We start from the raw sequence: 14,401 nt of genomic DNA, 5'->3' as shown, positions 1-14,401 counted from the left end.
AATTTGAGGGGGTATCCGTTGAAGTTGACCCTTCTCCGTTCAGATTTTGAGGGGAGAACCGGCAACCTCAGGGGAGATCCCCTCGTTTTCCGGGCAGCAAGCACAGCCCCGCCAACGGCGGCCGGGTGAAAGCGTGAGGCGGGCCAAGCAGTTGGCTGAGATGGATGGCGCGGCCCGGCGACCACGGCTTCACGTTGGCTGACGGGCTGACGGGCTGTGGCTCAGGTGCGTGATGCCCGCGGTCTTGCGTTAGACGGTGATATTTCGGGCCGATCCGCCGATTTTTTAACATCTAACGCGCCAATATCCTCCGGGGACCCGAGATCGTCGGCCGCGCGTCCACCTTGAGCACCCATCAACCAGCTGGCACCCCGCCGCGTGGTTGAACCGTGCTCAAGGTCGCGCGGCCGGCTCACCTTGGGCACCCCTCAACCACATTCGGGCCGCGCGCGTGGTTGACGCGTGCACAACGTCGTACCAGCTCGTGAGGAGCGCCGTTAGTTAACGGCCTTAGGGGGAGCCGGGGACCGGGCAGCTTGCTCGGTCCCCGGCGTTCGTCATGAGGAGAGGGCCCACTTCTGGTTGGTGCCGCCGGTGCAGGTCCAGAGGACCAACGGTGTCCCGTCGGCGGTGCTGGCTCCATTCGCGTCGAGGCACTTGGTGCCGTTGCGGATGGTGCCGTCGGATTGCACGGACCAGTTCTGTCCGGCAGCTCCGTTGCAGGTCCACAGTTGTACGGCGGCGCCGTCCGTGCTGCCGTTGACCGTCATGCACTTGCCGAGTGTGCGGAGCGTGCTGCCGCTGACCGTCCACTGCTGGTTGGCGCCGTTGTTACAGGTCCACAGCTGGATCCTCGCGCCGTCGGTGGAGCTGGCGCCGTTCACATCCGCACACTTGCCGCCGATGCCGGTGAGCTGGCCGCCGCCGGCACCCGGAGTACCGACGCCAGGACCGGTGAACGTCAGCGAGTCGACGTCGTACGAGTTGGCTGCGGTTGTCTTGAAGACCACGAACAGTTCCGTGCTGCCACCGGGGTTGGTGATGTTCGCAGCAGGCATGTTCACGTAGTTGTCCCAGCCGCCGGTGCTCTGCACCGGAACCGAAGCAATCAGCGAACCTGTCGGCGAACCCGTGCGCAGTTCGACCGTGCCACCACCGGACGGCGAGGACAACCGGACCGACACCTGGTTGATGCCGGTGAAGTTGTACGGCGTGAACGAGATCCAGTCGTTGTTGCTGATGTCACCGACCCGCGCGCCCGATTGGGCACCGGACTGCGCGATGACCCGCACCCCGGACGAGCCGGTGAAGAACTCGGCTTGCTTCTGCTTCGGCTGCAGCACGACCTTCTTGCTACCAGTCAACGCCGGCACGCCGGTCGCGCCCTTGTCGGTGTACTTCGAATCGGCGACGTACAACACGTTCGCCGCCGCGTGCGCGCTGTCGGTCTGTGGATTGAGCGTGCCGGAGCAGCCCGGGATCGGACTGAGGTCATGTGAGTGCTGGTCGTGTCCCAGAGCAGGCGTCGTACTGACCTTGGTGCAGTCGATTGTGCCGTCTTCCGGATCGGTCACGGTCACCGTGTACGGAATCGTGCCGCCCCAGTCGAACATGCCGCCGTCGGGGATGCTGAGGTTGACCGTTGGCGCGGTGTTGCCCGAGGTCACGATCACGTTCGCGACGCCGGTGTTGCCGGTCGTGTCGGTGACGGTGAGCTTGGCGTTGAACTGCCCCCGCGCGGTGTAGATGTGCGTGGGGTTCGCTTCGGTCGACGTGGTGCCGTCACCGAATTCCCAGCGATACGTCACCGGGCCGCCTTCGGGATCCCTCGACCCCGCGCTCGAGAACTTCACCGTCAGCGGCGATGCACCCGAGGCCGGCGTACCGGTGGCCGTCGCGATCGGACTTCGGTCACCGCTCTGGTAATCGATGCGGTAGAGCCCTGAGTCCGGGTTGTCCCGGCCGTACCCGGTTCCCCATTCCAGCAGGTACATCGCGCCGTCCGGGCCGAACTTGGCGTCCATCGGCGACTTGAAACCCAGGTTCGGCAGGAAGTTGTTGATCTTCAGCAGCTTGCCGTCCTGGCCGAGCCGGAACTCCCACAGCCGGTTGCGGGCCCATTCGCCGAAGAACGGCGTCTGGTCGAAGTACGCCGGGAACTTCGTCGGCGACGGGTTGGCTGCGTCGTACTGGTAGATCGGGAACGCCATCGGCGCCTCGCCGCCGTCGCCCAGCTCGGGGAACTTGAACCCGTTCGCGCCATTGCCGTACCAGACGTCCGCCTTACGGGCCGTCGGCAACTGAGTCAGCCCGGTGTTGTTCGGCGAGTCGTTGACCGGGCTGGTGCAGTTGAACTTCGGGCCGGACTGCCGGGTGGCGAAGTTGAAGTCGTTGAACGGGATGTTGTCGCCGACGCAGTACGGCCAGCCGTAGTACCCCGGGGACGTGATGACGTTCCACTCGACGATCGCGCCCGGACCACGGTTGGCGTTGTCACCGGCCGCGTCCGGACCGTAGTCGGCCGCGTAGATCGTTCCGTTCGTGGGGTGCACAGAGAACCGGAACGGGTTCCGGAAGCCCATCGCGTAGATCTCGGGCTTGGTCCGCGCCGTACCGGGGGCGAACAGGTTGCCCGCCGGGATCGTGTAGGTCCCGTTGGATTCGGGATGGATGCGCAGAATCTTGCCCCGCAGGTCATTGGTGTTGGCCGCGGTGCCCTGTGCGTCGTTGTTCGCCCAGCCCGGCCGCTCGTCGATCGGCGCGTAGCCGTCGGAACGGAACGGCTCGATGTCGTCGCCGGAGCCGATGTAGAGGTTGCCGTTCGGCCCGAACGTGATGTAGCCGCCGGTATGGCCGGGCTCGGGAGCCGCACGTGACGACGGCACCTTCATGATCACCTGCTCACTGGCCAGGTCGAGCGCGTCGCCGTTCACGGTGAACCGGGACACGCGGGCGATGTGCTCGGACCCACCAGCGGGTGAGTACATCAGGTAAATCCACTTGGTCGTGGCGAAGTTCGGGTCCAGCGCGAGGCCGGTCAATCCGTCCTCGCCGCCGGTGTACGCGTTGAGCGTGGCCGCGGTGACGGTGGTCCGCGTCGACGGTTTGAAGATCTTCACCTTGCCGCCGTACTCGGCGTAGAACACCCGACCGTCCTTGGCCACATCGAGCGCGGCCGGCCCGACGGTGTTGTCGTCCAGCGCGACCTTCTCGAAGCTGCTCCACACCGTGGGGCCACAGTCCGACGCGACCTTGCCACCGGCCGATTCCACGCCGCCCTTGATGTGCTCGCGGAACAAGGGTTCCGAGTAGCTCGACGCCTGGTGGCCCATCGCGGTCGCCCACACCCGGCCGCCCTCGTAGTTGCGGCACCAGGAGATGGGGTGATCGGCACCCATCTTGTTCGGACCGGCGTCGTACGTCGTCTCGTCCGCGGTGGCCAGGACGTGCACATCCCCGCGGGCGGACCGGTTGAAGTTGTACCACTCCTCGGTGCGCGTCCAGCGGTCCGGCAGCGCCGTACCGGACGGATGCTTGCGGTCGGCAACCTTCGCCGTACCGGGCACTGTGGCCGAGTGCTGGGTCATCGTCATCCCGAGCATCTGGTCCCACCAGGGAAACTGCTGCTCGATGTTCATGTCCGTCGCGTTGTGGATCGCGACCACGCCACCGCCGGCGCGTACGTACTTCTGCATCGCCGCGCGCTGGGCGTCGTTGTCCCACACCATGCCCGAGGTCTGCAGCATCACGATCACGTCGAAGGTGGCGAGGGTCGCGTCGTTGAAGACCGTCGAGTCCTCGCTCTTGGTCACCTCCCACGCGTTCTGTACGGCGAGCTGGTCCAGCATCGTGATCCCGGCCGGGATCGAATCGTGCCGGTACGCGCCGGCGGCGGTCTTGCTGAACACCAGCACGTGCAGGCCTTCGGGATGCGCCTGCGCGACTGGCATGGGTATCCCGATCAGCAACAGCAGAACGCCGATGATCGAGAGCAGACGGGCGGATCTGGATCTCATGACCGAACTCCTTTGGGGCGGGTGGAACAACTAACGGATCGACGCGGTCACGCCGCGCAGAAACGCGAGTCCCTCGGTGGCGAGGGCATCGGGGGAGGCGGCGAGCGGGCGCCAGATCGAGGCGGCGGTCGCGATCGCGGCGTTGTCCGGCGTGAACGACTCGATGCAGAGCGGACCGCGGTAGCCGGCCTCGGCCAGTGCACCCAGCAACGCGGGCCAGTCCAGATGGTCGTTGCCGGGCGCACCGCGGTCGTTGGCGCACACCTGGACGTGCGCGATGCGTGCACCCGCAGCCCGGATGGCCTCGGCCGGCGCGGATTCCTCGATGTTGAGGTGGTAGGTGTCCAGTGCCAGACCGCAGGCGGGCAGACCGTCCAGGGCCTCCAGGGCTTGCTCGACGGTGTTGAGCAAGCTGGTTTCGTACCGGTTCAGCGGTTCGACAGCGAGCCGGACGTTGTGCGCAGCCGCGTAGTCGACCACTGGGGCCAGGTTCTCGCGCAGCTCGGCGTACACCTTCGGGCGGTCCGCAATGCGCCACGTGCGGCCGACCGAGCTGTACGCCGGGCCTGCCGCCACCGGACTGCCCACCGTCGCAGCCACGTCGACCACGTGTCGCAGATAGTCCTGTGTCTCCGCGACGGTGTCCGCGTCGACCAACTCCCGGCCGGGTGCCATCACTATGCAGACGGTGGCTTTCAGGCCCAGCGACGCCAGCAGGTCAGCCGCACGGTGTGGATCCCAGTCGCCTGGTTGCTCCACGGGCAGTTCGATGACGTCGAAACCCCAGTCGCGCACCTTCGGCGCGAGCAGGGCGAGCCCGTCATCGGTCAGTGGTGACGTCCAGACCCAAGTGCTGACGCCGATCTCCCACATGTCGTCTACCGCCAGGGACCGGGATATCCCGGCATCGACTCACAGCCGCACATGGCGTAGTGGAGTGGCGGCATGTCCTGTTCGACGTAGTCCTGCACCTGGGTGATCTTCGGCTGGGGCAGCACCCACTCCTTCGGAACCTGCTGCCCTTCCAAGATTCGGAGCGCGGCGATCACCGGCGTACGCCACTGGTACGTCGGGTACGTGGGAGCGACCGCGGTCAGCTTGTCGGCTGCCCACGTGCGCAGGAAGTCCTGCTGGTCCTCACCGACGAACGGCGGGACCGGTACGCCGGCGTCCTGGAACGCCTCCACCGCCGCGACGGCAGTCGCACCGGCATCCATCCAGACGCCGTCGATCTTGCCTTCGCGCTGGAGGTAGTCGCTGACGATGCTCTTGGTCTTCGCGGCGTCCCCGCCGGTGAACTCGACGCCCACTACCTTCACCCCGCTGCCCGCGAAGATCTTGTCCGCCGCGGCCCATCGTTGTTCCAGCACGTCCACTCCCGGCAGGATGCGCAACGCCAGCACCTTGCCGCCGGCCGGCACCTTCTCCTTGAGGAACTCGGCCCCGTCCGCGCCGAACGCGAACCCACCGATCGGATGGATGTACGTCACCGGGCACTTGGTCTGCACGCCCCGGTCGAAGACGATGACGGGTACGCCGGTCGCACAGGCGGCCTCGACCGCCGGGGTCAGCGTCGCCGTGGTGTTCGGCGAGACGATCAGCGCACTACAGCCCCGCCCTGCGAGCGACTGGAGATCGCTGATCTGCTTGTCGTCCTTGCCTTCCGCGTCCAGCACGGTGAACTTGGTGATCTCCGGGTGCAGCTTCACTTCCTGCTGCATGGTCTTCCAGCCCACCTGCCGCCACGGGTTGTTCACCGCGGCGTTGGAGAAGCACAGGTGGTGTTTGCCACCGGGCTTCGCATACTTCGCCGTGTCGGCCAGCTCGGGGTCGAGCATCTGTTCCCACGGCTTGCCGTCCGGCCCGACTGGCGTCGCGGTGCGGAACTTCAGCTGCCGGTCGTATTCGGCCTGGTTGAAGAACTCGGACGTCTTGTCAGTCTTGTCAGCGGCAGCCGGCTCGGCGTTGGGCAGATCACTGGTGCACCCCGTCAGCGCGAGCAGCGCCGCCACGGCCGGGACGGACCACTTCCTGTTCATGAGTTCTCCTTAGCTGTTTGCCGTGGGCGGCAGCGGCGACCGCGGCGATGAGGATGACTCCCTGGACAGCGGACTCGAGCGCACCCGAGACGCCGATCAGGTTCAGCAGAGTGAAGAGGGCTTCCAGCGACAGCGCTCCGGCCGCTGCGGCCACAACTGACCCACGGCCGCCGCCCAGTACGACGCCGCCCAGCACGACGGCGGTGATGGCGCGGAACTCGAGGCCCTGGCCGACCTGTGCGGAGACCCCGGCGAACCCGGCGAGCAGGATGGCTGCCAGCGCGGCGAGCAGTCCGGACAGGACGAACGCCAGCACGCGCAGCCGGTGCACTGCTCCGCCGGCGAGCCGGACGGCATTCTCGTTGTCCCCCAAGGCCACCAGCGTCCGGCCGGTGCCGCTGCGCATGAACCAGGCGGCGGCCACTACGACGCCGAGCAGGATGAGCACCGACCACGGCACCTGCCCGAAGCCGCCACGGCCGAACACCCGGAACGACGGTGCCAACGCTCCGCGCGGTGCACCGTCGGTCCACAGGAACACGGCACCGTCCAGCACGAGCAACATGCCCAGCGTGACGATGAACGACGGCACCAGGAGCCGGGTGGTGATCAGCCCGTTCACCAGGCCGACCAGCAATCCGAACCCGAGCAGGAGCGCGATCACCCACCCGGTGTTGGCATCGGCACCGTCGCTCAGCCGGGCCGCGATCACCACTGCCGCGGTGACCAGTGACCCGACAGATAGGTCGAAGCCGCCCGAGACGATCACGAAGTACTGGCCAACCGCGAGAATCACCAGCGGGGCGGCGCGTTTGAGCAATGCCAGGTACCCGGCCGGCTCGGAGAATGTCGGCCCGACGAATGCCAGCGTCACCAGCAGCACCACCAGCACGATCAGGACCGGAGCGGTGCCGTCGGCGAGACGGGGCCGCCAGTTCACGACGACCTCCGGGACAGTCGGTGCCGGGCGTACAGTGCCACGGCGGCCACCAGGACGACACCACGGACGACGTCCTTGAGGAACGGGTCGACCGCGAGATCGTCGAAGACGGTGTCCAACGTGGCCAGAATCAGTACGCCGCCGATCGTGCCGACCACGCCGCCACGGCCACCGGTCAACACCGCGCCGCCCAGCACCGCGGCCGCGATGGACTCCAGGTCGTACCCGGCGTCCGTACCGGCATAGGGTGCGCCGGAACCGAGGCGGGCAGCCAGGAGCACTCCCGCCAGCCCGGCCATCGACGCGCACAGCACGTGGGCCGTGACGATGGTGCGTGATGTCCGTACGCCGGACAGTCGGGCAACCTCGGTGTCCCCACCGACGGCGTACAGGTGGTAGCCGGTGCGGGTGCGTCGTGAGAACCACCAGACGGCTGTGCCGATCAGCAGCACCAGCAACGCCGACACCGGGACCGGACCGATCCGGTCGTACCCGAGATGCTGGAACGCGCGCGGCACGCTGCCCGCAGGGCCGGTGTAGTTGTGTTCGAGGTATCCACGCAGGATCAGCGCCACGCCGAGGGTGGCGATGAACGCGTTCGCCTTCAGGACGGTGATGACGAGGCCGTTGATCAGTCCGACGACGGCCGCGACGGCGAGGGCGAGCAGGACGCCCGGGACCATCATCGAGGTGCGGCCTGCCATGGTCTCGGCAGTCACCAGTGAACACAGGCCGGCCAGGTAGGCCACGGACAGGTCGAGGGACCCGGTGACGATGACCATCGTCTGCCCGATCGCGACCAGCCCGAGCAACGTGCTGCGGGTGAGGATGTTGAGGATGCCGCTCTGGTCCAGCAGCACGCCTCCATTGGCACCCACCAGGATGCTGCCGATCACCAGCAACGCCGCCAGCGCCAGGTACACCGTGACGGTCGGGGTGATCGTGAGCCTTCGCCGTACGAGGGTCACTAGACCTCCCCGAGCCCGTGACCGGTCGCCAGTCCCATCACGGCTTCCTCCGACGTACCGGCGGGCAGTTCACCGGCGATGGCGCCGTTGTGCAGGACGAGGATCCGGTCACTCATGCCGAGCAGTTCGGGGAGTTCCGAGGCGATCATCAGGATCGCCAGGCCGTCGGCGGCCAGCTTGCGCAGTAGCCGGTACACGGTCTGTTTCGCGCCGACGTCGATGCCGCGGGTGGGCTCGTCCACGATCAGGATCCGCGGCGACACGGCCAACCACTTGCCTAGGACAACCTTCTGCTGGTTGCCGCCGGACAGGTACCGCACCTCCTGGTCCGGCCCGCGCGCCACGACGGCCACGGACTCCAGCAGTGAGCCGAGATCGGAGTCGCGTCGCGCCGCCGCTCCGCGCAGGGCCGCGCGCCGTACCAGCAAGGCGTTGTCCCGCACGGACTGGCGCAGCGCCAGCCCGTCACCTTGACGGTCTTCGGTGACATATCCGATGCCGTTGCGGACGGCGGATCGTGGTCCGGTGATGGTCGTGGGTTCGCCGTCGAGCTCGACGACTCCGGAGGTGAACGGTTCCACACCCCAGATCGCGCGGGCGACCGCCGACCGGCCCGATCCCTGCAAGCCTGCCAGGCCGACGATCTCTCCGGCCCGTACGTCGAAGCTCAGGTCGCGGAGCCGCCCGTTCCCCGCACCGCGGAGCGCGAGCCGTACTTCCCCCGGATCCGAGTCACGGGCGGGGTAGAGCGTCCCCAATGGGCGTCCCACCATCTGCCGGACGAGTTCACCTGGGGAGAGGTCCTCGGTCGGGGAGCAGCTGACGAAGGCCCCGTCCTTGAGCACGGTGATCCGCTGGCTGAGCTCGAACACCTCACGCAGCCGGTGGGACACGTACAGAATCGCGATCCCGCGCTCCCGCAGCCGCCGTACCAGATCGCAGAGACGGTCGACCTCGCTGCCGGCCAGCGCGGCCGTGGGCTCGTCCATCGCGAGCACCTTGGCGTCGGCGGACAACGCCTTCACGATCTCCACGACCTGCCGCCGCGCGACCGGGAGCCGGGCCACCTCCGCGTCCGGTTCGATGCCGTCCTCGCCCATCCACTCCAGCAGCCGCTGGGTCCCGGCCGTCATCGCTCGGCGGTCGACTTGACCGCGTCGTACCGGTTCCCGGCCTAGGTACACGTTCTCGGCGACCGTGCGATGCGGAAGCAGGTTGAACTCCTGGTGGATGATCGCGATCCCCGCGGCCTGGGCGTCTCGCGGCGCGGCGAACGAGACCTCCCGGTCGCCCACCAGGATCCGCCCCGCGTCGGGCCGGTGCGCCCCGGCCAGCACCTTGAGCAGCGTCGACTTGCCCGCGCCGTTCTCACCGACGAGGGCGTGCACCTCGCCGGCGCGCAGTTCGAGGTCGATGCCGCGAAGGACCGGTACGCCGAGAAAGCTCTTGGTGACACCTTCCAGCCGGACCAGTACGTCGTTCACAGGGCCCACTGCTGGTTGCCACCGCCGTGGCAACTCCACAGTTGGACCTTGCTGCCGTTAGCGGTCGCAGCGCTGTTGACGTCCAGGCAGAGTCCCGACTGCACGCCGGTGATGCTGCCGTTGGTGTTGAACTGCCAGCGCTGGTTGGCGCCGTCGGTGCACTGCGAGATCACCACTGGCGTGCCGTTGCTGGTCTGGTTGTTCTGCGCAGTCACGCAGCGCAGGTTGCTGCCGCTGTAGACGGTCAGCTGGCCCGACGCAGTGCGGGTCCAGGTCTGGTTGGAACCGCCATGGCAGTCCCAGATCTGCAGCTGCGTTCCCGGTGTCGTGGTGGCGCCTGCGACGTCCAGGCATCTGTTCGCGGACACTGCGCGCACCGGGCCGGTGGGGGACGACGGTACGTCGGGGCTCAGGCCAAAGAAGGCGATGGCCATGGCTGCCATGCCGGGCATCGGCAGGCTGTGCCCGACGCCCTGCAGGCTGATGCCCTCGACCGGTGCGGTGACCCCGGTGCCGCCGTACCGGGTGCGCGTCCAGTTGGGCTGCGGACTGTCGGTGTACGCCGGGGTCTGCGTCAGGCCGTGCACATTGGTCCACTGCTTGATGGCTTCGCCGAAGTTGGGATAGCGCAGGACGTCGTCCGTGGTGCCGTGCCACAGCTGCATGCGGGGGCGTGGTCCGGTGTAGCCGGGGTACGCGGCGCGGGCCAGATCACCCCACTGCTGTGCGGTCTTGATGACGTTGCCGCCGGCACAGGCGCCGTTCCAGGTGTTCGGCGGTGTAGTGGCGAAGCAGGTGGCCGGTACGCCGCTGAATGCCGCGCCTGCCTTGAACACATCGGGGTAGTTGGCCAGCAGGACGTTGGTCATCATCGCCCCGGAGGACGCGCCGGTGACGAACACCCGGTTCGGATCGCCGGCCCGGTTGGCCACCACCCAGTCGACCATCGACTTGATCCCCACCGGGTCGCTGCCACCGCCACGGCGCAACGCCTGCTCTGTGTAGACGTCGAAGCAGTTGCCGCTGCGAGTGGCGCTCGGGTAGATGACGATGAACCCGTACTGGTCTGCCAGCCGGGCGAAGTCGCTCCCGCCGTAGAACGCCGGGCCGGAACCGCCGCAGTAGTGGACGGCCATGAGGATCGCCGGTTTGGCCGGCCTCTGGTCCGGCACGTACACGTGCATCCGCAGGTTGCTCGGGTTGGAACCGAAGTTCGTCACCTCGGCAAGAGCTGCCGCCGAGGCGGGCGTGGCCTGATGCAGGAGTGCGGCCAGCAGGAGTACGGCGACTCCGAGGCAGCGTGCGATCGCAGAGCGGTTCCTCTTGTGCATGACCAGATCCTTCGGGGGCGGCGAAGTGGGCAGCATGTATCGGACTTATTTCACGCCGGGAGCGACGGAGTGCCCCGAATGGCGTGCCTTAGGTCACACATAAGAGCCAGAAATGCGCGGAGAGTCAAGAGCCTGTGACTGACTGATGTCGGGCGGCGGCGACCGGCGATCGTACGGCAGACATGTGATGAATGCGGTTAGGAGGGAGTGTCGGACCCGCTCTTAAGCGCTTAGGTCGCCTCGCTCTGGACGGATCGTTCGGTATCCCCTACACATACATATGATGTTTACCGACCCTGGGGGTTGAGATGCCGGATGTGACTCGACGTCAGGTGCTGCTGGCCGGCGCGGCCGGCGCAGGCGCCGTACTGGTCCCTGGTCAGTGGCCGACGGCCGCGGCCGGGGAGATCGCGGCGGTCGACGACCTCTCGCTCTGGTACGACGAATCGGCCGGTTCGGACTGGCTTCGCGCGTTGCCGATCGGCAACGGCAGGCTCGGTGCCATGGTGTTCGGCAACACCGACACCGAACGACTGCAGCTCAACGAAGACACGGTGTGGGCCGGCGGCCCGCACGACTACAGCAACCCCCGGGGCGCGGGCGCACTGGCGGAGATCCGGCGGCTGGTGTTCGCGAACCAGTGGGGCGCGGCCCAGGACCTCGCCAACCAGACGATGCTCGGCAACCCGTCCGGCCAGCTGGCCTACCAAACCGTCGGCGATCTCCGGCTCACGTTGCCCGGCACGAGTGGCGTATCCGGCTACCAGCGGCGGCTCGACCTCGCCACCGCGACCACGTCGGTGACCTACGTGGCCAACAACGTCCGGTACCGGCGCGAGGTGATCGCCAGCGCTCCGGACCAGGTGATCGCCATCCGCCTGACCGCCGAGACGCCCGGGACGATCACGTTCTCGGCCGCGTTCAGCACGCCGCAGCGAGCGACGCCGTCCAGCCCGGACAGTACGACGATCGCGCTGGACGGCCGCTCCGGCGATCAGCGGGGGATCGCTGGAGCGGTCCGGTTCCTGGTGCTGGCCAAGGCGGTCGCCGAGGGCGGGACCACCACCAGTTCGGGCGGCACGCTGCGGGTCACCAACGCGAACAGCGTGACGCTGTTGATCTCGATCGGCACCAGTTACGTGGACTACCGCAACGTCTCCGGCGACTACCAGGGCATCGCTCGGCGACATCTCGCCGCCGCCCAGATCACGCCGTACAGCACGTTGCTCGCTCGGCATGTGGCCGACTACCAGCAGCTGTACGGGCGCACCAACCTCGACCTCGGCCGCACCCCGGCGGCTGACCAGACGACCGACGTACGGATCGCTCAGCACAACACCGTCAACGATCCGCAGTTCTCCGCACTGCTCTTTCAGTACGGCCGGTACCTGCTGATCTCGTCGTCAAGGCCCGGGACCCAACCGGCAACCCTGCAAGGCATCTGGAACGACCAGCTGACGCCTGCCTGGGATTCGAAGTACACCATCAACGCCAACCTGCCGATGAACTACTGGCCGGCCGGTCCGACCAACCTGGCCGAGTGCTACGAGCCGGTGTTCGACATGATCGGCGACCTCACCGTGACCGGCGCCCGGACCGCACAGGTGCAGTACGGCGCGCGCGGCTGGGTCACGCATCACAACACCGACGCCTGGCGGGGGACGTCTGTCGTCGACGGTGCGGCCTGGGGGATGTGGCAGGCCGGTGGCGCCTGGTTGGCCACCATGATCTGGGACCACTACCGATTCACCGGCGACGTCGGGTTCCTGCGGGCCAACTATCCGGCGATGAAGGGTGCTGCCCAGTTCTTCCTCGACACGCTGGTGGAAGAGCCGACGCAGAAGTGGCTGGTCACCAATCCGTCGAACTCGCCGGAACTGACACACCACGCGAACGTGACCATCTGCGCAGGCCCGACGATGGACATGCAGATCCTGCGCGATCTGTTCGACGGCTGTGCCGCTGCGACCGACGTACTGGGTGTGGATGCCGACTTCCGCGGGCAGGTCCAGGCAGCCAGACAACGGCTGGCGCCGATGCGGGTCGGATCGCGCGGCAATGTCATGGAGTGGCTGTACGACTGGGTGGAGACCGAACCGAACCATCGGCACGTCTCGCACCTGTACGGCCTCTATCCCAGCAACCAGATCACCAAGCGCGGTACGCCGCAGCTGTTCGAGGCCGCCCGGCGAACCCTGCAGTTGCGCGGCGACGCCGGGACGGGCTGGTCATTGGCCTGGAAGATCAACTACTGGGCACGGATGGAAGAGGCGAGCCGGGCCTACGACCTGATTCGCTACCTCGTCACGCCGGAGCGGCTCGCGCCCAACATGTTCGACCTGCATCCGCCGTTCCAGATCGACGGCAACTTCGGCGCGACGGCCGGTATCGCGGAGATGCTGCTGCAGAGCCACCACAACGAGCTGCACCTGCTGCCCGCACTGCCGTCTGCCTGGCCAACCGGCAGTGTCGCGGGACTCCGCGGCCGTGGTGGGTACACGGTCGGCGCCTCGTGGAACAGCAGCCGGACTGAACTCACCGTCACCCCGGACCGCGCTGGCACCGTTCGCGTCCGCAGCCGGATCCTCACCGGCCAGTTCGAGCTGCGCGACGAGACGAGCGGCCAGGTCGTCCAGCCGACGAAGCCCGAGCCCGACGTCATCCAGTACGTCGGCCAGGCCGGCCACACGTACCGCGTGTCTGCGGCCAAGGTCGGTCCGGTGGAGCCCGGCGTGTACTACCGCCTGGTGGCTCAGCACAGCGGCAAGGCCACGGACATCAACGGCGCGTCCACCACCGCCGGTGCGACGCTGATCCAGTGGCAGTTGCACAGCGGACTCAACCAGCAGTTCGACTTCCTGCCTTCCGACGGCGGCCACTACCGCATCCGAGCCCGGCACAGCGGTCTGGTTCTCCAGGTCGCCGGTAACGCCACCGGCACCGACATCACTCAGCAGCCAGACACCCAGGCGACCAGTCAGCAGTGGCGACTGGTCGACCAGGGCGGTGGCGTGGTGAGCCTGGTCAACCGGCAGAGCGGTCTGGCCATGGACGTCTGGTCATCCGGCACGGCCGACGGTGCCCGCGTCTCGCAGTACACGCTCACAGGCGGCGCCAACCAGCGCTTCCTGCTTCAACGCATCTAGACAAAGGAGTGCTATGGCGCGAGTACTGATCCTCCTCGGCGATGCCGCCGAGGAACTCGACTCGATGTACCCGATCTTCCGCCTCCGCGAGGCCGGCCACGAAGCAGCGGTCACCGCCCCGACAACCCGCCCGGTCCAACTCGTCATCCACGACTTCGAACCCGGCTGCGACGCCTACACCGAAAAACCCGGCCGCCGACTCCCCGTCGACCTCTCCTTCGCCGACGTGGACCCCGACGACTACGACGCCCTCGTCATCCCGGGCGGCCGAGCACCGGAGTACATCCGGACCGCCCCCGACGTGGCCCGCATAGTCCACTCCTTCTTCCACCGGGAACTCCCGGTCGGCACCATCTGCCACGGCCCCCAGGTCCCAGCCGCTCTAGGCCTCCTCCGCGACCGCACCACAGCCTCCTACCCACCCCTCCGCCCCGACATGGAACAAGCCGGCGCCACCTACGCAGACGCCCCCGACGT

9 protein-coding genes are annotated in these 14,401 nt (G+C 67.5%); 2 read left to right on the top strand and 7 right to left on the bottom strand.

The features are described from left to right. Positions 1–557 precede the first annotated feature (557 nt). Genes E1261_RS35380 through E1261_RS35350 form a run of 7 tightly spaced genes read right to left on the bottom strand, consistent with a single transcriptional unit; the run spans position 558 to position 10,778 of the window. Positions 558–4,016, bottom strand: a complete 3,459-nt coding sequence (locus tag E1261_RS35380; RefSeq protein WP_132414089.1) for a ThuA domain-containing protein — start codon at positions 4,014–4,016, stop codon at positions 558–560. A gap of 30 nt (positions 4,017–4,046) precedes the next feature. Beyond that, positions 4,047–4,889: a sugar phosphate isomerase/epimerase family protein gene (locus E1261_RS35375; protein WP_132414088.1), complete on the bottom strand. Its 843-nt coding sequence runs from the start codon at positions 4,887–4,889 to the stop codon at positions 4,047–4,049. Between the two features lie 5 nt (positions 4,890–4,894). Next, entirely contained in the window at positions 4,895–6,055 is a 1,161-nt protein-coding gene (locus tag E1261_RS35370; protein WP_132414087.1) for a substrate-binding domain-containing protein, read from the bottom strand. Then, positions 5,991–6,995 carry an ABC transporter permease gene (locus tag E1261_RS35365; RefSeq protein ID WP_132414086.1) on the bottom strand — a complete coding sequence of 335 codons (1,005 nt, stop codon included), beginning with the start codon at positions 6,993–6,995 and terminating at the stop codon, positions 5,991–5,993. Before E1261_RS35365 ends, E1261_RS35370 begins: the two co-directional genes overlap by 65 nt. Continuing rightward, positions 6,992–7,963, bottom strand: a complete 972-nt coding sequence (locus E1261_RS35360; protein WP_132414085.1) for an ABC transporter permease — start codon at positions 7,961–7,963, stop codon at positions 6,992–6,994. The genes E1261_RS35365 and E1261_RS35360 overlap by 4 nt, the downstream gene beginning before the upstream one ends. Continuing rightward, complete coding sequence (locus E1261_RS35355; protein ID WP_202875313.1) at positions 7,963–9,447, bottom strand: sugar ABC transporter ATP-binding protein; 1,485 nt, start codon at positions 9,445–9,447, stop codon at positions 7,963–7,965. Before E1261_RS35355 ends, E1261_RS35360 begins: the two co-directional genes overlap by 1 nt. Beyond that, positions 9,444–10,778, bottom strand: a complete 1,335-nt coding sequence (locus E1261_RS35350) for an extracellular catalytic domain type 1 short-chain-length polyhydroxyalkanoate depolymerase (protein ID WP_132414084.1) — start codon at positions 10,776–10,778, stop codon at positions 9,444–9,446. The genes E1261_RS35355 and E1261_RS35350 overlap by 4 nt, the downstream gene beginning before the upstream one ends. 317 nt (positions 10,779–11,095) lie before the next feature. On the opposite strand from E1261_RS35350, the gene E1261_RS35345 reads away from it, so the two are divergent. Together E1261_RS35345 and E1261_RS35340 are read left to right on the top strand one after the other, a co-directional pair. Beyond that, positions 11,096–13,924, top strand: coding sequence for a glycosyl hydrolase family 95 catalytic domain-containing protein (locus E1261_RS35345; RefSeq protein WP_202875311.1), 2,829 nt, complete (start codon positions 11,096–11,098; stop codon positions 13,922–13,924). A 13-nt stretch (positions 13,925–13,937) separates the two neighbouring features. Then, positions 13,938–14,401, top strand: a 464-nt coding sequence (locus E1261_RS35340) for a DJ-1/PfpI family protein (protein WP_132414082.1), incomplete at its 3' end; no start/stop codon positions are given.

Source organism: Kribbella albertanoniae, assembly GCF_004348455.1.
GTDB lineage: Bacteria > Actinomycetota > Actinomycetes > Propionibacteriales > Kribbellaceae > Kribbella > Kribbella albertanoniae.
Note: the sequence above shows the minus strand (reverse complement) of the source record. Positions and strands in the feature narration are given on the sequence as shown.